This window comes from Arthrobacter sp. B055-34, assembly GCF_059090425.1.
In genome coordinates this window covers 97,549-117,224 of sequence record NZ_JBNHFQ010000008.1, presented here as the reverse complement: position 1 = coordinate 117,224, position 19,676 = coordinate 97,549, and the positions used below count along the sequence as shown (strand labels likewise).

The window sequence follows — 19,676 nt, the reverse complement described above, 5'->3', positions numbered from 1 at the left end:
AACCTATCGTCCCGGCCGGCCCTTGTGCTTCTCCAGTACTCTTTGTCGCATGCTGGACGATGAAGATATTGTGCGGGCCTTCAACGACGCGATCAACCGGCGGGACGTCGATGGTCTAGCCGCGCTAATGTCGCCGACCCACCGCTTCATTGATACGTCAGGTGCAACGATCGAAGGCAAGGACGCCTGTATCGAAGCCTGGCGCCAGTTCTTCGCGGCCTTTCCGGACTACCGCAACGTCTTTGACGACGTGCGGGCCGTGGCGAACGGACGGGTGGAAGTGCTGGGCCGTTCTGAATGCAGCGTCCCGGAGTTGAATGGCCCAGCCCTGTGGCAGGTATCCGTCCGGGACGGCTTGATCGACGAGTGGCGTGTCATGGAGTTCCCCAGCGACTGACCGCACGGGTCGAGTACGACGCGCGCGGGCGGCCGGGAGGAGGTGCATCTTCCCGGCCGCCCGCGTACAGCTACGGGTTCTTAGATCCGTACAGCCGCTGTTTCGCCTTCGTTCTGTATGGAAGTGCTGGTCTCTGGGGCCGCTGCCGCCGCAGGCTCGTCCAGCTGCTGGATATCCTGGCCGGACCGGTCCTTCGCCGCAAGCAGGGCCACCAGACTCATGCCGGAGAACGCTATCCAGAGGCACGCCACCATCCACAGGGACCCGCCGCCGGCGACTACCAGCGCCGTCGCAATCAATGGCGTGAAACCGGCACCCAGGGTGGAGGCCAGCTGGTAGCCGATGGAGGTGCCGGAATAGCGTACCGACGTCGGGAACAGCTCGCCCACGAAAGCACCGTAGGGCCCGGAGGTGAAGCCCTGGACAGCTGACAGCCCGAGGAAGATCGCGAGCATGAACGCCACGGTTGAGCCCATTTCCAGCAGGGACATGACGGGGAAGGCCAGCAGCATGGCGCCGATGTTGCCCCAAATCAGAACCTTGCGGCGGCCCAGCCGGTCGGAGAGCTTGGAGGCAATGATGATCATCACGATCGTGCTGACGCCGCCAAGGGCCTTGAGGTTCAGCACCTCTCCCGGTGCGAGCACGGCCTGCTGCACCGCGTAGGAAATAGCCCAGGCACCCATCAGGCCCTGTGCCATCTGGCCGGAGAGCCCGGCGCCCACGGCGATCAGCAGTGACTTGGGATGCTCGCGGAACAGCTCGGCTGCCGGAACACGCTTCTTCTTTGCCTCGCTCTTCGCCGAGATTTCCTTGAAGACCCGGGACTCCGAGACGCGCATCCGGATGAAGATCGCCAGTCCCATCAGTACAGCCGAGAGAACGAACGGCACCCGCCAGCCCCACTCCAGGAACTGTCCGTCCGGCAGCGTTGTCATCGCCGAAAGCATCAGTGTGCCGAGGATGGTGCCGGCAGGTGCGCCCATGTAGGCGAAGGCTGACGCGAATCCACGGGACTCTTTCTTCGCGTTCTCAAAGGCCAGCAGCATCGCCCCGCCCCATTCGCCGCCAACGGCGATGCCTTGGAACAGGCGGAGTGCAACCAGCAGGATGGGAGCCCAGACGCCGATCTGTTCGCTCGTCGGCAGCAGGCCGATGAGCGTGGACGCGATGCCCATCATCAGGACAGTACCGACGAGGATTGCCTTGCGCCCCAGCAGATCGCCAAGATGGCCGAAGATAAATCCGCCCAACGGACGGGCGATATACCCCACGGCGAGGGTGCCGAAGGAAACGAGGATTGCCAGGTTCGGGTCCATACCGGCGAAAAACACCTGGTTGAATACAATGCCGGCGGCGGTTGCGTAGAGGATGAAGTCGTAATATTCGACGGCGGTGCCCAGGAAGCTGGAGAAGAGGATCCTGCGCATTTCGCGCGGGCCCGCGGTATAGCTTCCGCCGGGCACAACCGGATTCTGCGGTTGAGTGGTCATGACGTGTCCTTAATCTTTACCGGGCGGCTGCGCTGCCGGCGGTGACGGGCGTGGCCAGCACTTCGGTGTCGTGGCGGCCGAAAGGGATGACCTCGAGATCATCGGGGATGCTCAAGGTCCCGTTGTAGGTGGAGCGGGCCTCGGCCCAGGCCTCCGGTGGTGAATAACTCGGAACCAGATGGTGCAGCGCAAGGTGGCGCGCACCGGCGTCGTACGCAATTTGGCCGGCCTCCGCGGCAGTTGTGTGGGCGCGGCGGTGATGGTCCATGGTGGCCTGGAGCATCTCCGCGTCCGAGTACTGGCGGGCGAGAATTTCCAGGTTGATTGCCTCGTGCAGCAGCAGATCCGTGCCGCTGGCCAGGCGCACCATGTTGGTGCAGGGGGCGGTGTCGCCCGAGATGGTCACGGAGCCGGCCTCGGTATCGAACCTGAAGGCAAAGGCGGGCGCCGTCGGGTGGTGCGAAACCAGGATGGCGCTCACGGTAACGTTCGCGTCCCGGAACACCTCGAAGGGCTCCATTTCCGGGGCGACGTTGGTGTCCGGATCGAAGCCGCTGCCCGCGGGCAAGGTGATCTCCCGCGGCTCGAACTGCTCGGTCGGACTCTTGGCGAGCGAATCGAAAATCCGGTCGTTGCAGTCCGTGGCATACGCGCCGAGCAGACCCTCCACCAGCCCCGCAACGCCAGGCGTCGGCCGCAGCGGCGCGACGGGCGCCGGGACGGAGGTGGCGCGGGGCGAGAGCGGCGGCAGCTTACCCCGGTCCCCCGGACCAACAATGGGGATGGGCCCGCGCGGAGAGTTCTTCAGCTCGAACGCCCCGAAGAGCAGCAGCGAGGGCAGGTCCACCGTGTGGTCCGAGTGCATATGCGTGATGAAAATGCCGCCCAGATCCGCCATGTCGAGGCCAGCCGCATTGGCCTGGCGGCCCGCGCCCTGGCCGCAGTCCACCAGGTACCACGTGTTATTGACGACGACGGCGGTGGCTATGCCGAAGCGCGGCGCGCCCTGGTGGTCCTTCCACCAGCGGGGTCCGCCGGCGGTGCCGAGGGTGATCACGTAGGGCGCCTGATGCTGCACGGGGCCGGTCCTTTCCAAAGGGGCGAAATTGTTCCTTCTTCGAGGATGGTGTGGCGGATCACATTTGTCGAACTACAATAACTGACGAGACCTACAAGGAGAGCTTATGAAGGAGATCACCCTCCGCCAGCTGGAGTACTTCGCGGCCGTGGCGGAAACGCAGTCGGTGACCGAGGCGGCCAAGCGCTGCAATGTTTCGCAGGCGGCCGTGAGCCTGGCGTTGGCCCAGTTGGAGGAGGCCGTGGGCGCAACACTCGCCATCCGCCGGCGAGGCAAGGGCATGGCGCTCACGGCCGAGGGGCAGACTGTCGCCACCCGTGCACGCCAGGTAGCTGAACAAATCGCCGATCTGGCCGCCGCCGTGGACCGAGTGCACGGCGAACTGTCCGGCAGGCTGGTGATCGGCGTGTTCCGGACGCTGGCTATGCACGCCATCCCGCCTCTGGTGGACTGGTTTACGGCACGGCATCCCCAGGTGGAACTGGATTTTATCGAGGGCGCCGGGCCGGACATACAGGAGGCAATGCTGGCGGGTCGGGCCCAGCTGTGTGTACTCTACGAAGCCCAGTTGATGCCTGATTGCTCGCCCGAGTTGCTCATGGAGGCGAAGCGGCAGGTGGTATTCAGCCCCGATCATCCGCTGGCCGCCAAGGACAAAGTGAGCTTGGCAGAGTTGGCGCAGTATCCTGCCATACTGATCGACGAAGAGCCGGCTCTCCAGCGGACTATGGCCGAGTTTGCCAGGGCTGGAGTGGAGCCATTGGTGCGGTGGCGCTCCGCCAGCGTCCAGGCCATCCACAACGTGGTGGGGCGCAATCTGGCCTACTCGCTGCTGATGCAGCCATCGCCGCTGAGCCCGGAAGGCCGCCCGTTGGTGTTCCGGCAACTGTCCGGGGACGTGCCGACAAACTCGGTGTTGGCCGCCTTGCCCGCGGGAGTTGTGCGGAGCGCGCTAGTCAATGAGGCGCTGGCGGCGCTGCACGCGCACTGGGAAAACTAGGGCAGAGGAGGCAAATTGGCCGCCACTCACTAGCGGCACAGACGCGTGCCAGCAGGCCGGGAAGCACAAGTTCGTCTTCCCGGCCTGGCAGCTTTTAGTTAGCCGTTACGCCAACCGTTTCATCACCGGCTACCGCCAGTTCCGGCTGCGCTTCCCGCCGCTTCGGGATGAGCGCCACTGCGGATGCCGCCAGCACGGCGATGGCAGCAAAAATGATGAAGTTCCACTCGAACGGCAAAGCCGCGCTGCCGATCCAGCCGCCGATCAACGGCCCGCAGATAGCACCAATTCGAGCGAAGCTCAGCGCCCAGCCGGTGGCTGTGGCACGCACCTTTGCCGGATAGTAATCGGCAATGTAGCCGGTCAGGACCAGAGAGGTCGAGATGGATCCGATGCCGGCGAAGGCCACGAATACGAGGTTCACCACCATATTTCCCGGGAACATCAGCAGCAGGATGCCGCCGCCGCCCAGGAGGTAGAAGGCAACGAGGATGAGCTTTTGCCCGTACTTGTCCGCAGCCCGGCCGAGGGCGAGTCCACCTGCCGCCGAGGCGAGGCTGAAGACCAACAGGAAGGTCAGCGAAGAGCCCAGGTCGTAACCGGCGGATTTCATGATGGACGGCAGCCAGGTGTTCAGGCCATAGACAAGAACCATGCCGCAGAACAGGGAAATCCAGAAGAAGACAGTGGAACGCAGGTACCGGGGTGAGAACATCGCGGTGATGGTCCGCCACCATGGTTCCGCGGAGGCCCCACTCGTCGTGGGAGCGGTTACCGCCGGAATGTAAGGTGCAATTCCAAGCCGTGCTGCCAGCCGGTCGGCTTCAGGGCGCTTGCCCTTGGCCTCCAGATAATCCAGCGACTCGGGCAACAGCTTGGCGATAATCGGAAGCAGAACTACGGGGAGCGCGCCGAAGGCGATTACCCAACGCCAGCCGATTGTCGGCAACAGGAACATTGCAACCAGGGCTGCGGCAACAATGCCGAGGGAGTACCCCGAGTACATGACGCCATAGTTATAGGAGCGTTTCTTCGGCGCTGAGTACTCGATAGTCAGGGCAGCTGCGACGGGGATGACGCCGCCCATGCCCAGCCCGCCGATCAAGCGGAAAAGGCCGAAGATCTCCGGTGTGGGTGCAATGGCTGCACCGGCTTGGGTCAAAGTAAAGATGACCATCGAGAGCAGGAGCATCTTCTTGCGGCCGAACAAGTCACTAAGCGTGCCGATGAAGAGGGCGCCGAGCAGCATTCCTACCAGGGCGTAAGCGCCGAGGCCGCCGAGTTCCAGCGGCGAAAGGTCCCAGGCGCGGTATTCCGCCAGCGCGGGCAGGACGGCGCCGAGGACACCGACGTCGTAGCCTTCGGCCAGGATCGCCAGCCAGCAGCAAAAAAGCACCAGGCGGGTTGTCCGCGGGGGTACGTTCCAATCATTTATGGGCGTCGTTGCCACATGTTTCTCATTTCATTTCTTGAAGGGAGGTTGGTATTGCTGAGCTCGGGTGGCGGGACGGATCATAAGGATCTGTCCCGCCACCCATGTTTACCTGAACCCGCTTCCCTGCGGGAACTACTTGACCAAAGCAGGCTCCGCGTTACGCGCGGGACGCCACCGCAGGTGGGCGTTGGCCAGCTCGTCTTCGGTCTCACGCAGCAGGGACAGCCGGGGCCGGACCGCGTCGGTACGCGAGCTCGGCGGCTTACGCCGTCCGGCCCGGAACTGCGGGATCCATTCCGCGCCTTGACCCTTGTAGTCCTGCTCTGCGGCGGCGTGTAGCGTCCACTGCGGGTCATACAGGTGCGTACGGCCCAGTGCGATCAGGTCCGCGCGTCCGGCGAGCAGGATCGAGTTGACGTCGTCGTACGAGGAGATGGCGCCGACGGCGATCACTGCGATCCCTGCCGGTTCGGCCACTTCCTGTCGGATCCGGTCTGCATACGGGGTCTGGTAGCTGCGGCCGTAAGCGGGTTTTTCTTCCTTGCCCACTTGGCCGGTGGAGACGTCGATACCGTCGGCGCCGTGAGCGGCGAAGGCTTTGGCGATCTGAACGGCGTCATCGACGGTGTTGCCGCCGTCGATCCAGTCGGTCGCGGAGATACGGACTGTGAGCGGTTTCTGTGCCGGCCATGCGGCGCGCACGGCGTCGAACACCTCCAGCGGGTACCGCAGCCGGTTTTCAAGGCTGCCGCCGTACTCGTCGGTCCGCTTGTTGGCTACCGGGGACAGGAATGACGAGAGCAGGTAGCCGTGGGCCGCGTGTACCTCGAGCAGGTCGAAGCCGGCTTCGTCGGCTCGGCGGGCGGCGGCTACGAAGTCCGCTTTCACCCGGTCCATTTCGTCGCGGTCCATCTCGCGCGGCGTCTGGCTGCCCTGCCCGTACGGCAGTGCCGAGGGGCCCACCGCTTCCCAGTTGCCGGACTCGAGCGGTTCGTCGATGCCTTCCCACATCAGCCGGGTGGACGCCTTGCGTCCGGCATGCCCGATCTGGGCACCGATCTTGGCCGAAGAGTTGCCGTGGACGAAGCCTGCTATTTCCTTCCAGCTGTCCCGCTGAACATCGTTGTACAAACCGGTGCAGCCAGGAGTGATGCGCCCTTCTGCGGAAACACACACCATTTCGGTCATGATGAGCCCGGCGCCACCGAGGGCCTTGCTGCCCAGGTGTACCTTGTGGAAATCCCCGGGCACGCCGTCGGTAGCCGAGTACATGTCCATGGGCGAGACCACGATGCGGTTCTTCAGCTCCAGCCCGCCGATCCGGTAGGGCTGGAACATGGCAGGTGCTACCTTGGTCAGGCCTTGGGACTCGGCGAACTGGCGGTCCACCCGGTCGGCAAATTCGGAATCGCGCAGCCGCAGGTTGTCCTGGGTGATGCGGCGGCTGCGGGTGAGCAGGTTGAACGCGAACTGGGTCGGTTCCTGGTCCTTGTACTGGCCGATGCGCTCGAACCATTCCAGCGAAGCCTGGGCGGCACGCTGGGTGGATTCGACTACCGGCCGGCGCTCGGTCTCGTAAGCGGCGAGTGCTGATTCAAGGTCCGCGTGCTCATGCAGGCAGGCGGCCAGTGCGAGGGAGTCTTCCATGGCCAGCTTGGTACCGGAGCCGATGGAGAAGTGTGCGGTGTGCGCGGCGTCGCCGAGCAGGACGACGTTGTTATGCCGCCAGCTGCGGTTGCGGACGGTAGTGAAGTTGATCCACTTGGAGTTGTTGGCCAGCACGTCGTGGCCGGCAAGTTCCTCGGCGAAGATCTCCTGGATTTTGGCGATCGCCTTCTCGTCCGAGACGCCGGGCGGGAAGACGTCATTGGCGGTCTCGTCGAAGCCGGCGGCATGCCAGACGTCTTCGTGCATCTCGACAATGAAGGTGGATCCGGCGTCCGAGTACGGGTAGCCGTGGATCTGCATGATCCCGAACTCGGTCTCCTTGACGAAGAACTTGAAGGCCTCGAACACCTGGTCCGTGCCCAGCCACATGAACTTGTTGGGCCGCGGGTCCAGGCTGGGTCCGAAGGAGTCCGCGTACTTCGCACGGATCTGGGAGTTCACCCCGTCCGCGGCAAGCACCAAGTCGTATTCGGCTTCCAGTTCTTCCACTGGCGGGGCCATTGTCGAGAAACGCACGTCCACGCCGAGTTCAATACTGCGGCGCTGCAGCAGTTCCAGCAGTTCCTTGCGGCTCATCGCGGCGAAGCCCTGGCCGCCCACCGTAATGGTCTCGTCCTTGAAGTGGATGTCGATGTCCGACCAGCGGGCGAACCGGCGGCTCATGTAGTCAGCCACCACCGGATCGGCGTTGCCGATCCCGCCCAAGGTTTCGTCTGAAAAAACGACGCCGAAACCGAAGGTATCGCTGGCGGCGTTACGTTCCCACACCGTCACCTTATGTGCCGGATCCAGCTGCTTCATCAGTGCCCCGAAGTACAGGCCGCCCGGGCCGCCTCCGACGATTGCGATCTTCATTTTCATTGTCCTTTCAGCGGCCTTGGCCTGCGCCGGCTAATTCTGTGATTTCTTCCGAGACGGCAGCGCGCAATTTGAAGTGCTGCAGCTTGCCGCTGGGATTGCGGGGCAGTTCGGTCACGAACCGCACGTCCCTCGGATACTTGTACGGCGCGATGGTCGCCTTGACGAAGTCCTGGATTTCTTTGCGCTTGGCTGCATCGGCTGCAACACCGTCGCGCAGCACGATGAATGCGCAGACCACGCTGCCGCGTTCCGGGTCGGGCCGGCCTATAACGGCGTTCTCCACCACGTCCGGGTGCTGGTCGATCGCGGCTTCGACTTCGGGGGCGCCGATGTTGTAGCCGGAAGAGACGATCATGTTGTCGGAGCGGGCCTGGTAGTAGAAGTACCCTTCCTCATCGCGCACGAACGTGTCGCCGGTGACGTTCCAGCCGTTGTGAACGTAGTTCAGCTGGCGCTCGTCGTTCAGGTAACGGCAGCCGGTCGGGCCGATCACGGCCAGCCGGCCGGGCTCGTTCGGAGCGGCCTCGTTGCCGTCCTCGTCGAAGATCGTTGCGCGGAACCCCGGGATGGCAACGCCGGTCGCGCCCGGGCGGATATCGTCTCCGGCGGCGGAAATGAACACGTGGAGCATTTCCGTGGCGCCGATGCCGTTGACCAGCGAGAGTCCCGTGGCCTCGTGCACCGCTTCCCAGGTTTCCTTGGGCAGATGCTCGCCGGCCGAGACCGCGACGCGCAGGTTCTTGAGCAAGTCACCCCGGCCCTCTTTCAGGATGGCCCGGTAGGCCGTCGGCGCCGTGAAGAGCACGGTGGCACCGGCGGCAGCGGCCTGCCGGGCCAGATCCATCGGCGTGGCCCGTTCGGTCAGCAACGCCGAGGCACCGAAGCGCAGCGGGAAGACCACCAACCCACCGAGGCCGAACGTGAAGGCCAGCGGCGGCGAACCGGCGAAGACGTCCTCGGCGGTGGGCTTGAGGATATGCCGCGCGAAGGTGTCGGCGTTCGCCAGGATGTCCCGGTGGAAGTGCATCGTAATTTTCGGCGTGCCGGTGGTGCCCGACGTCGGTCCGAGCAGGGCCACATCATCCGCCGCCGTCCGCACATCCTCAAAGCGTCCGCTCTTCGCGTCGCAACGGACGGTGAGGTCGCCGTCGTCGTTGGCTCCGTAAGTAACGACGGCGGTGCCTGCGCCCACAGCACCGTGCAGGTCGGCGGAAAAACGGTGGTCCGAAATGGCCACCACGGGGCAGGCCAGTTCGCAGATCTTGGCGACTTCGCTGGCCCGCAGTACCGGCATGGTCGTGACAACCACGGCCCCGGCCTTGAGTACGCCGAGCCAGGCCGCCACGAGCCAGGGATTGTTCGGTCCGCGCAGCAGTACGCGGTTGCCCGGGACCACGCCGAGGTCCTCCGTCAGGACCTGGGCTACCTGGTTGGCGCGCTGCTTCAGGCGGCCGTAGCTCCAGGTTTCTCCCTCGGGGGTGTGCAGCGCGGGCCGGTCGGGACCGAAGGCCTCGACTGCCTCGTCGATGAGGGCCGTCGCGGCGTTGAGGCGGTCCGGATACTGCAGTTCATCGAGGGTGAATTCAAGGACCGGCCACTGCTCGAACGGCGGCAGGTTATCGCGTGTGAAGGTATCCACGTGCGCCGATGGTGATAGTTCCATGGCGTTCCTTTCGAATGCTGGATGAAGCGGATGGTGACCGGTGAGGGTCAGTTGCCGGCGCGGATCATGCCTTCCTGGGCAACGGTAGCCAGGAGTCGGCCGGACCGGTCGAAGAACCGGCCGGTGGCCAGGCCCCTGTTGCGCTGGCCGGAGAGTGCCTCCTGGGCGTAGAGCACCCAGTCGTCGGCGCGGCCGTCGCGGTGGAACCACATCGAGTGGTCGAGGCTGGCTGTGGACAGTCCGGGCTGCGACCAGTGCAGCCCTTTGACCCGAAGGATCGGTTCCAGGATGGTGTAGTCGCAGACATATGCCAATGCGGTACGGTGCAGGTCTGCGGTGCTCTGCTCATCCGGGCCGTCGGGCAGGCGGTCGAAGGCTTTGACCCAGACTGCCTGCTGCGGCGCCTGTTCGCCCTCGACCTGCACGTACACCGGACCGGGGACATGGCGCATGTCGAAGCTGCGGCCGGCCGACCAGTAGGCGGCGGCATCACCGTCGACGCCGTCCAGCGCCTGGGCCGCACTGCGCAGTGACTCGGGCTCCACCGCTGCCGGCATCGCGGATTGGAAGTCCGGTCCGTCCTCAGGAACTTGGAACGAGCCCATGGCCGCGAACACGGTCTTGCCGCCCTGGTAGCCGCGGACGCTGCGGGTGGAGTAGCCGCGGCCGTCGCGCAGCCGCTCCACCTCGTAGCGGACCACGGCGCCGATGTCGACCGGACGCATGAAGTAGCTGTGCATCGAGTGCAGCTGCCGGTCCGCGCCGACCGAGCGCATCATCGCCGCGGCGGACTGCGCGACCATGTCTCCCCCGTAGGCCTTGGGCCACGGTACGTACTGCGTGGTTGCCTCGTAGGCCTCGTCGAAGACCTGCGGTTCCACGGCCTGCAGTTCGATGGCGCGCAGGAAGGTCTCGGCGGTGAGGGTGCCCGTCATGGTGTTCATGCCCGGCGGTATCCTTCCAGCGTCTCGTCGGCAACATCGTCGAGATTCACCACAAGGTTTTCCGGGGTGCGGGCGGTCAGCCAGACCAACTCTTCGGTCACTGACATGTTTGCTTCAACGTGCGGCATGAAAGGCGGCACGAAGACCCAGTCGCCGGCTTTCATATCGATGAACTCGGTGTAGTCCTCGCCGAAATAGATGCGGCCGTGGCCGCGCAGAACGTAGCCGCCCGTCTCGGCCTCGCCGTGGTGATGCGGCAGCGAGCGGTATCCGGGAACGTTGGACACCTGGCCAAACCAGATCTTGGTGGCCGGAGTGTGCTGGATGCTGACGCCGGAGATGCGTACGCAGTCTCCGGATTGGGCTGTGTTGGTGTCTTCGCTACCCGCGCGGGTCACCACGGGGACCACCTTGCCGTCGGTTCCAGCGTAGATGGAGTTGTCGCCCTCTGTGCGGTACTGGATGGCTGTCTCGGTCATGCTGCGCTCCTTCTCGGTTGTTCAGTGCCAGTTCAGTTGTTCAAAGCGAGTTCGTGGATCAGGACCCTGTTCTCCAGGCGTCCGATGCCGTCAATTTCGGTGGTAATCACGTCGCCGTCGGCGAGGAAGCGCGGTGGCTTCATGCCCATTCCCACTCCTCCGGGCGTGCCGGTCAGGACCAGATCCCCGGGACGGAGGGTCGTGAACTGCGAAATGTAGGAGAGCAACCGCGCCGGCCCGAAAACCAGCGTCCGCGTGTTGCCCTGCTGCACCAGTTCACCGTTGACGTAGCCGCGGACCTCGAAGCCGCTGCCGTCGAATTCGTCGGCGGTGGCCAGGACCGGTCCCACCGGGGTGGTGGCGTCAAAAGCCTTGCCTTGGAACCACTGCAGGGTCCGGTTCTGCCAGTCCCGCATCGAAACGTCGTTCGCCACCGTGTAGCCGGCGATCGCAGCCTCGGCTTCGGCCTCGTTCGCCCGGGTGATCGTTCCGCCGACCACCACGGCCAGTTCCGCTTCCCAGTCCACCCGATCGCTCCCGCGCACGGTCAGCTCGGCCGTCGGCGCCGCCAGCGTGTCGGCGAACTTGGCGAACAGCGTGGGATATTCCGGCAGTTCCCGGCCCATTTCCTGGATGTGGTCGCCGTAGTTCAGCCCGCAGCAGATCACCTTGCCGACCTGCGGGAGCAGCGGCGCCAGCCCGGATTCCGGAACGCTCAAGACCGCGGACTTGGGAGCAGTGCGGATGCTCTCCCCTGCCTTGGTCCGCCAATACGGATCGGCTAGAAGGGCGCCGACGTTCGCCGCGCCGAGCGGAAGGAAGGCACCGGTACCAACCTGGACTGCCGCCGTCGTTGTCGATGCGCCGCTGCGCACGGTGGCCAATTTCATGCTTTCGGTCTCCTTTGATTCGATGTGTCGACTTTTTTACGGCCGTCACATATGCTCAAGCTAGCACGGTCGAAAGGATCTGCACTAGAGGTTTTTCGAAAATCTTCGATTGGATAGCCCGATGCCAAGGAGGCAGAAAATGAGCAGCCAGACAACAGCGCGCAAACGCACCATCAACCCGGAGTCCCTGCCGAAACCGTCCGGTTACGCGCACGGCATCCTTGCGGGGAACACAGTTTTCCTTGGAGGCCAGACAGCCTTGGACAAGGACATGAACATCGTGCCGGGCGGCATTGTGGAGCAGTTCCGCCAGGCCTTCTCGAACGTCCTGGCCACACTTGAAGAGGCGGGCGGCTCCCCGGAGGACCTGGTCAGCGTGACCATCTACCTCACCGATGTAGACGACTACATGGCCAACGGCCGGGAGATCGGCCGCCTCTGGCGCGAGATGGCGGGCTCCGAATATCCCGCGATGGCGGGAATCGGTGTGAGCCGGCTCTGGCAGAAGGAAGCCATGATCGAGATCCAGGGCATCGCTGTCATCCCGGAAGCCTAGAAACCGGAAGCCGAACAGCGGTCCATCGGAGCATTCTTCCAACGGCCCGCTGTTTTTCCGTGACTGAGCCCTTCCTCAGACCGGCAAACGTGGTTCATGAATTCGGCCTGTTGGTGGCGCACTCGGCGGGCCTCTCCTGCCGCGCACACCGGCTTGGCCGGGCTTCTCGCGGGACCGGTTTCGTGCAAGTCTTGATTCTTGTCAAGGCGCCCGGACGCGGGTTCCGGGTGAACGCGCGTCAGGACGCCGATGCAATCAAAAAGAGGAGGATGGTGCAGTGGTCTCCCTTCTGCCCACGAACCTGCACTACTTCGCAGAGGTTTCCAGGACGGGGTCGGTATCCGAGGCCGCCTTGGCGCTGCACGTTGCGCCCTCGGCCATCAGCCGCCAGATTGCCAATTTGGAACATTCCTTGGGAGCACCTTTGTTTCACCGGCACGCCCGCGGCATGCAGTTGACGGAAACGGGTGAGGGTTTATTGGCCTATGTCCGCCGTGCCGAAATAGAGACGCGTTCCTTAATCGCTTCCATCGCTTCCGGCAGTGCAGGACAAATTCAACAGATCAGTGTCGCCGCGACCGAGGGCTTTGCCCACCGACTCCTGCCGGTAACCATGGCCCAGTTGCGCCGCATCCACCCGTCTGCATCCTTCAAGTTGCACGTTGTCAGCAACCACGAGGCCACCAGGATGGCGCGTGAAGGGCTGGTGGACGTTGCTGCGACATATTCCGTGGGGCATCAGGAAGGGGTACGCATAGAACATTCCTCGACCTGGCCGCTGCACGCGGTGGTTGCCGCCAACCACCCGTTGGCGGGCCGCCAGTCGGTGACGCTCGCGGACTTGGCCGATCATGCGTTGGCGCTGCCTATGCGCGACACAAGTCAACGGGAGCTTCTCGACTCAGCAGCACGCAGCGAGGGGCTCCAGCTCGTGGTGGCCTTTGAATGCAGCAGGGTAGGGCCCATCTACGAGTTCGCCAGGACAGGTGAGGGCGTGGGATTCATCAGTGAACTCGGATCCCACCGGCCCGATGACGACCTTGTACATGTGCCGGTCGCCCACTATGTCTTCGGGCAGCGCAGTGCCCAATTGCAGACTCCGCCGGGAAAGTGGCAGCCACCGGTCGTGCTTGAATTCCTGCGGCTGCTCATTGCTGAACTTGAAAAATCTGCAACTTTTGATCCGGCCGCGGCGAGGAAAGTGGCCGGCGAGTAGCACTGCTGCGCGCAGTGGCTGCAGGCACCGTCCGCCATGGACGCTGCTTTCCGCCTTGCGGTCGTTGATGCGCGCGGCGGGGACAGGAGGGGAGAACTTTACGATGTGTCCGGCAGGAGCCGCTCCAGCAGGCGTCGGCAACAGCGGTAGGCCTTGTGGGACGGATCAATGATGTCAAAGTGGTCCCCCGTGACCTCGTGCAGCTCGACCGGGTCTCCGGCAGCACGGGCGGCCCTGGCGTAGTTGGCCGACTGGTCGAACGGGACGTCCACGTCCTCCGTGCCCTGAACCGCCAGGACCGGCACTCCGATGGGCAACGCCTTCATCGGGTCTGCGACGTCGAAAGCTTCGGGGAGTTCGTCAGGCGTCCCTCCCACGAGGTTGACCGCCGCACGGTCGCTCAGCGCAAGCTTTTCGACTGCAGCCAGATCAAGCAGGCCCGCCTGGCTCACTACCCCGGACGGCCGGACTTTAGGCGCTGCCCCAGGCGCGCCCGGTGGGAGAGTGTGGCGGCCGGCTGCCCAGACAGCCAGATGGCCGCCCGCCGAGTGCCCCAAAACGGCAACCCGGCTCAAGTCCAGCCCGTACCCCGGAACCAGCTCCGCAAGGTGGTCGATTCCAGCGGCAATGTCCTCGAACGTCGCCGGCCAACCGCCGGCACCGATCTTGCCGTCGGTGCCTGCCCGCCGGTATTCCAGGTTCCAGACAATGAAGCCGCTGCACACGAGGTCTTCTGCAATCGGGGCGCCTAGCTCCGCGGTGTACTTGTCCCGCCAGTAACCGCCGTGGATCACCACGACGGTCCCCCGAGGAGTATCCCGGTTCGGGAAATAGAGATCTCCCCATTGGTCGGCATGAGGCCCGTAGGCCAGCCGCTGAGGCGTTGCCTGATAATTGTTATGCACGTCCTTGTCCTATCGAGAGGGGCGCCAGCCTTCAGAGCATTTCCTTCAAGCAGTCCCGGATCGCTTCGATCCCGACCTGAAGCTCTGTGAAGGATGTACTCAGCGGCGACAGACCAATGCGCAGACCATGCGGCGGCCGGAAATCCGGGATGACTCCCCGCTGCCACAGGGTAGCCACCACCTCGCGAAAGCGTGGATGGTCAATGGTCACATGCGAACCGCGCACGGCCGGGTCCCGCGGACTGGCCAGTTCTACTCCAAGGGGGGTGAGTATCTCGTCCGTTAGCGCGATTGCCCGTTCAGTGAGCAGTACCGATTTATCCCGTACGGCCTCGAGACCGGCCTCGGCGATGAGCTCGACCATATGCCTGAGCGGCTGCATGGCGAGGATGGGCGGGGTACCTGTCAGGAAGCGGCGTACGTCTTCAGCGGGCCGGTAGTCGCGTGACATGCCGAAGGGGTCGTGTGCCCCCATCCAGCCCCAGATGGGTTGTTGAAGTTGCTGCTGCAGGCCGGCACTAACATAGCCGAAGGCCGGTGCTCCCGGACCCCCGTTAAGGTATTTGTAGGTGCAGCCGACGGCGAGGTCCACGCCCCATTCGTCCAGATGCACGGGCACTGCCCCCGCTGAATGGCAAAGATCCCACAGCATCAACGCGCCGGCTTCGTGAACGATTTCGGTTATCGTTGCGGCATCGGCGAGGAATCCCGAGCGGTAAGCGACGTGGCTCAGAAGAACTACCGCAGTGCGGGAGCAGACGACGTCTATGAGGTCTTCGGGGCGCACACCACCTGTGGAGCCCGGCTGGATCCATTGGATGGTGGCCCCAAGCTCGGCGGCGATACCTTCGACGATGAACCGGTCGGTGGGAAAATTCTCCCGGTCGAGGACAATTTCGCTGCGTCCCGGCCTGCCACCCATCGCCGCCCGGAGAAGCTTGTAGAGCATTACCGAAGTGGAATCCGCAACGATGGTCTGGCCAGGGGCAGCACCCAGGACCACGTGCGCCAAGCGGTCTCCCAGTCGGACCGGTTCCTGCATCCAGGACTCGTCCCAACTGCGAATCAACCGTTCGCCCCACTGAGTGTCGATAAAGTCCTCTAACTGACCCGGTGTCACGGCCAGGGGGCGCCCCAGCGAGTTGCCATCAAGATAGGCGCGGACTTCCCCGTTCTTTGGCTTCAGGAAGCGGGCGCGGAAGTGCGCCAGCGGATCAGCGGCGTCCAAAGCGGAGGCGGGGATAACGGTTGTGGCTGACGTCATGAGTGATCCTTGGCGAACGAGGGGACGGCAGGGGCGCCGATTTCTGTGCGGACGGCATAAAGCTCCGGAAAGAACGTGAGGTCAAGTGCCCGTTTGAGGAAGTCCACACCGGAAGATCCTCCTGTCCCGGTCTTGAATCCGATGGTTCGTTGCACGGTACGCAAGTGGCGGAACCGCCAGGCCTGGAAGTTGTCCTCAAGGTCAACCAGGTCCTCGCAGGCTTCGTAGACGCCCCAGGGCGTGTCATCGGACTCGTAGACCTGTTGAAAAACCGGAACCAGGTCCTCCCTAAACACCCAGGGTTGGGTGACATCACGGTGAAGGACATCCTCGGGGACGGAGTAGCCCGCGCGGGCGAGGGAACGCAGGAACGCGTCGTAGAGAGTGGGTTCGTTCAGCAGCCCGGCCAGCAGTTCGTACGCTTGGGGCTCGCTCTTGAACACCTCAAGCATCTGCCGGTGCTTGTTGCCGAGGATGAACTCCACGGCCCGGTACTGGTAGGACTGGAATCCTGATGAGCTGCCCAAGGAGTCCCGGAACTGGGCGTATTCGCGGGGAGTCAGAGTGCCAAGGACGGACCACTGTTCGGTCAGCGTGCGCTGGATCGCCTTGACCCGGGCCAGGCACTTGAGTGCCTTGCCGAGATCGTCCTCCTCCAGCAGCCTGCGAGACTCGCGCAGCTCATGAAGAACCAGTTTGAGCCACAACTCGCTGGTCTGGTGCTGGATGATGAACAGCATCTCGTCATGGTGGGCAGGAGCGCTCCGGGGGTGCTGGGCTTCGAGTATCCGGTCCAGTTCAAGGTAGCGGCCGTAGGACATTTGGCCGTGGAAGTCGGTGCGCACCGAAGCTTCGATATTGCGCAAACCGTTGGTCATGTTGATCTCCTGGTAAGAAGCGTGTTTGGGGTGGTCCTGGGAAGATCCGCCGGTTCAGCGAATCCTCTTACCGCACGCGCCGGAAGCGTACTGCGGCCAGCAGGGCTGTGATGCTCAACAATGCAACAATTGCCAGGTAGTACCCGGGCGCAATCTGTTGTCCGGTGAGAGTGATTAGCGCAGCTGCGATAGTCGGGGTGAACCCGCCGAAGACCGCCGTCGCCGTGTTGTAACTGAAGGCCAGTCCGATGGCGCGGGAACGGACTGGGAAGACATCGGCCATGACAGATGGCAGTGCCGCAAAGTACACCGCTTTCAGCGTGCCGAGGATGATCATGACCCATACCAAGGTTCCGAACGAAGGCCGGGCAACAAGCCAGGCGAACATCGGGATTACCGACGCGCCGATCAGCAGGGCCGCCGGAAGCATGATGGCAATTCGCCCTGAGCGGTCGGAAAGGGCACCGATGACAGGGGTGAGGAAAGTGAGTATTGCACCGGTGATCATCAGAGCCACGAACGACAGCGAGGCATCCAGCCCCAACTGCTTGATGCTGAAGGTTGGCAGGTACTGGAGGATGAAGTTCAGGGCGGTGGAAACTACGAGCACGCCGGCGGCGATCAGGAGACCGCCCCAGTGACGGCGAAACAGCGTCCGGACAGGAGTAATATCAGCTTCTTCAGACGTCGCCGTGCTTTCAGTGATGGACGGAGATTCGTCGACATAGCGGCGAATGATGTACCCAACCGGACCGACGAGCAGCCCGAACACGAACGGCAGGCGCCAACCCCAGGAGACCATGTCCTCCTCCGACAGCAGCGCGGTCAAGCCCGCCGCGAAGGAGGCCGCGAGCAGAGTCGCCAAACCTTGGCTGGCGAACTGGAAGCTGCCCAAAAAGCCGCGCCTGCTGCCCTTCTCTCCATCCTGTTCCACCAGGAAGGACGTGGCGGCACCGAATTCACCGCCGGCCGCGAAGCCTTGGATCAGCCGGGCCAAAATGATTCCGATCGGCGCAAGAATGCCGATCGAGTCGTAGTTAGGCATGACCGCCAGGAGCGCGGTTCCGACAACCATCAGACGGATGGTCCACACCAAAGCAGCCTTTCGCCCATGTTTGTCGGCATAGGCGCCGAGGATGAGGCCCCCCAAGGGACGAATGAGGTAGGAGACACCGAAGACGGCGAAGGTCTGGATCAATTCCACGCCGGGGTCGGTTGCCGGAAAAAAGTTCTGGCCTATATAGACGGCGAACAACGCGTAGATGGCGATGTCGAACCATTCCAAAGCATTGCCGATCGTGGCAGCCGCTATGGCTCGGGTACGATGCCTTCCCGTGATTGGGGGCGTTGTCATGCTGGAAGTTGTGCTGGACATGTGCGATCTCCGAGGTTTCGGCTGCCGCGACGAGATGGCGTCGGCAGGAGGACGGCAGTTAGGGATGCAGAGCGGTTGTTTTGTTGAGCGCAGGCGAGGACGGGGACGGATGTTGCCCCGGAGTCCCGAGGTCAGTAAACAAAGCCATGATCATGGCCAAGCCCTCCCGGGCCACCGACTCGAGAAGATGCTCATCCGGGGCATGCTGATTGCAGCCCGGGTAGGAGTGCGGCACCCACAGTGTGGGCATGGCAAGGATGTCGGTGAAGATGTAATTGGGTAGGGAGCCGCCGATGTTGGGCAGGACGGCGAGTTTATCGCCGACCACTCGGCGCAATGACTCCGCTCCCCAACGGGCCCAAGGGTGGTCGGGATCAGTGCGACTGGCGGGGAAAGGAGTGCCAATATTGGCGTGGACCATGGAATAACCATGAGCGTCCAGATGCTCCCTTACTCTCCTCGAAAGATTTTCTATATCAGTACCCACGACGAAACGCAGCTGCAGGACGGCCTTGGCTCGTCCCGGTATGGCATTCATGGGTTTCTGCGAGTTCCCGGCGTCGAGTGCCAAAACCTCCACCGTATTCCAGCCGAACAAGCGTTCCGCAGGTGAGAGGCTGCGGTCCGCCCAGTCGTCATCTGGTGAAGATCCGTCGCCGCAGGCACTGACGTTGACCGAAGCCAATGCGGACCGGACGGAATCCGACAACTGTGGTGGCAGGAGAGCTTCGCAGGTGATCTGGCCATGGCCGTTCACTAATGTACCGACGGCACCGGCAACGGTGGTAGCGGCATTGCGCAGCACCCCGCCCCAATTACCGGAGTGATGCTGTCCGGCACGCAGATCCGCTTCGAGCTCTATGCTGACGCCACCACGGGCCCCCAGAAAAAGGGTGGGGACCTGGGAGTCGAGACGGGGCCCGTCGGAACCGATGAAAACATCGGCCTGTAACTCGTCCCTATGGGAAAGGGCGAACTCAGCGAGTCCTGGTGAACCCACTTCCTCGCCACTTTCGATGAGGACGGTCAGGTTGAACCCGAGCTGCCCGCGCTGCCTGACGAGCATGCGCAGCGCCGCTAGGTTGAGAAGGTGCTGGCCCTTATTGTCAGCCGTCCCGCGCCCATACCAACGATCTCCTATCGCCGTCAGTTCCCATGGGCTGAGACCATCACTCCACCGGTCCGACTGCCCCTCGACCACGTCGGCGTGACCGTAGACCAGCGCGGTGGGCAGGTCCTCGTCTTCGAAACGGTGGGCCAGCAGAAATGGAGCTGAGGGGTGTATATCGTTCTCGACAAGGCGCCAAGTGCAACCAATCTCTTCGAGAACAGCGGCGACGCCTTGCTCCAGGTATGCATTTACGGCAACGCCCGCTCCCGAAGTGGGGCTCGCGGTCTGGTAGCCCACGAGGTCGGAAAGTTCTGCAAAGAAATCACCGGACTCAAAATATTCCTGCAGCATCCCGTCAAGACTTCCGGGAGCAACGGTCGATTCCTGTGAAGTAGATCTCATCATGGTTCGACCTTACGGGCGGCAATCCGGGATAACCAGTCTCAATTTGTCAAGCTCGCAT

Annotated in this window: 17 protein-coding genes; 4 read left to right on the top strand and 13 right to left on the bottom strand. The window is 63.5% G+C overall.

Translation table 11 applies throughout. The features are described 5' to 3' along the window. Positions 1–49: 49 nt before the first annotated feature. A complete protein-coding gene (locus tag AC5RWO_RS15875) occupies positions 50–397 on the top strand; it encodes a nuclear transport factor 2 family protein (RefSeq protein ID WP_498732491.1) in 348 nt (115 codons plus the stop codon). Positions 398–477: 80 nt separating this feature from the next. On the opposite strand, the gene AC5RWO_RS15870 is transcribed toward AC5RWO_RS15875, so the two are convergent. Further along, positions 478–1,890, bottom strand: coding sequence for an MFS transporter (locus AC5RWO_RS15870; RefSeq protein ID WP_498732489.1), 1,413 nt, complete (start codon positions 1,888–1,890; stop codon positions 478–480). Positions 1,891–1,906: 16 nt separating this feature from the next. Continuing rightward, the gene (locus AC5RWO_RS15865; protein ID WP_498732487.1) at positions 1,907–2,968 is read right to left on the bottom strand and encodes an MBL fold metallo-hydrolase; all 1,062 of its coding nucleotides are present in this window, start codon (positions 2,966–2,968) and stop codon (positions 1,907–1,909) included. 106 nt (positions 2,969–3,074) lie between these two features. On the opposite strand from AC5RWO_RS15865, the gene AC5RWO_RS15860 reads away from it, so the two are divergent. Then, the gene (locus AC5RWO_RS15860; protein WP_498732485.1) at positions 3,075–3,968 is read left to right on the top strand and encodes a LysR family transcriptional regulator; all 894 of its coding nucleotides are present in this window, start codon (positions 3,075–3,077) and stop codon (positions 3,966–3,968) included. A 94-nt stretch (positions 3,969–4,062) separates the two neighbouring features. On the opposite strand, the gene AC5RWO_RS15855 is transcribed toward AC5RWO_RS15860, so the two are convergent. From AC5RWO_RS15855 to AC5RWO_RS15830, 6 genes are all read right to left on the bottom strand, one after another. Further along, positions 4,063–5,418 (bottom strand): MFS transporter, encoded by a 1,356-nt coding sequence (locus AC5RWO_RS15855; RefSeq protein ID WP_498732483.1) that lies wholly within the window; start codon positions 5,416–5,418, stop codon positions 4,063–4,065. A gap of 117 nt (positions 5,419–5,535) precedes the next feature. After that, the gene (locus AC5RWO_RS15850) at positions 5,536–7,926 is read right to left on the bottom strand and encodes a bifunctional salicylyl-CoA 5-hydroxylase/oxidoreductase (protein WP_498732481.1); all 2,391 of its coding nucleotides are present in this window, start codon (positions 7,924–7,926) and stop codon (positions 5,536–5,538) included. A gap of 13 nt (positions 7,927–7,939) precedes the next feature. After that, entirely contained in the window at positions 7,940–9,595 is a 1,656-nt protein-coding gene (locus tag AC5RWO_RS15845) for an AMP-binding protein (RefSeq protein ID WP_498732479.1), read from the bottom strand. A 47-nt stretch (positions 9,596–9,642) separates the two neighbouring features. Next, positions 9,643–10,539 (bottom strand): acyl-CoA thioesterase, encoded by an 897-nt coding sequence (locus AC5RWO_RS15840; RefSeq protein WP_498732477.1) that lies wholly within the window; start codon positions 10,537–10,539, stop codon positions 9,643–9,645. Further along, positions 10,536–11,018 carry a cupin domain-containing protein gene (locus tag AC5RWO_RS15835; RefSeq protein WP_498732475.1) on the bottom strand — a complete coding sequence of 161 codons (483 nt, stop codon included), beginning with the start codon at positions 11,016–11,018 and terminating at the stop codon, positions 10,536–10,538. The genes AC5RWO_RS15840 and AC5RWO_RS15835 overlap by 4 nt, the downstream gene beginning before the upstream one ends. A 32-nt stretch (positions 11,019–11,050) precedes the next feature. Then, complete coding sequence (locus AC5RWO_RS15830) at positions 11,051–11,908, bottom strand: fumarylacetoacetate hydrolase family protein (protein ID WP_498732474.1); 858 nt, start codon at positions 11,906–11,908, stop codon at positions 11,051–11,053. Between the two features lie 139 nt (positions 11,909–12,047). On the opposite strand from AC5RWO_RS15830, the gene AC5RWO_RS15825 reads away from it, so the two are divergent. Beyond that, positions 12,048–12,464, top strand: a complete 417-nt coding sequence (locus AC5RWO_RS15825) for a RidA family protein (protein WP_498732472.1) — start codon at positions 12,048–12,050, stop codon at positions 12,462–12,464. 277 nt (positions 12,465–12,741) lie between these two features. Beyond that, a complete protein-coding gene (locus tag AC5RWO_RS15820; protein ID WP_498732471.1) occupies positions 12,742–13,680 on the top strand; it encodes a LysR family transcriptional regulator in 939 nt (312 codons plus the stop codon). A gap of 98 nt (positions 13,681–13,778) precedes the next feature. Here AC5RWO_RS15820 and AC5RWO_RS15815 read toward each other — a convergent pair whose 3' ends face one another. The 5 genes from AC5RWO_RS15815 to AC5RWO_RS15795 all read right to left on the bottom strand — a co-directional run bounded on the left by AC5RWO_RS15815 (position 13,779) and on the right by AC5RWO_RS15795 (position 19,618). Next, positions 13,779–14,585, bottom strand: a complete 807-nt coding sequence (locus AC5RWO_RS15815) for an alpha/beta hydrolase (protein WP_498732469.1) — start codon at positions 14,583–14,585, stop codon at positions 13,779–13,781. 31 nt (positions 14,586–14,616) lie between these two features. Next, positions 14,617–15,849, bottom strand: coding sequence for a kynureninase (locus AC5RWO_RS15810; RefSeq protein ID WP_498732467.1), 1,233 nt, complete (start codon positions 15,847–15,849; stop codon positions 14,617–14,619). Further along, the gene (kynA, locus tag AC5RWO_RS15805; protein WP_498732466.1) at positions 15,846–16,727 is read right to left on the bottom strand and encodes a tryptophan 2,3-dioxygenase; all 882 of its coding nucleotides are present in this window, start codon (positions 16,725–16,727) and stop codon (positions 15,846–15,848) included. The genes AC5RWO_RS15810 and kynA overlap by 4 nt, the downstream gene beginning before the upstream one ends. A 67-nt stretch (positions 16,728–16,794) precedes the next feature. Next, the gene (locus tag AC5RWO_RS15800; RefSeq protein WP_498732465.1) at positions 16,795–18,102 is read right to left on the bottom strand and encodes an MFS transporter; all 1,308 of its coding nucleotides are present in this window, start codon (positions 18,100–18,102) and stop codon (positions 16,795–16,797) included. A gap of 58 nt (positions 18,103–18,160) precedes the next feature. Then, a complete protein-coding gene (locus tag AC5RWO_RS15795) occupies positions 18,161–19,618 on the bottom strand; it encodes a M20 family metallopeptidase (protein WP_498732464.1) in 1,458 nt (485 codons plus the stop codon). Between the last annotated feature and the right edge of the window lie 58 nt (positions 19,619–19,676).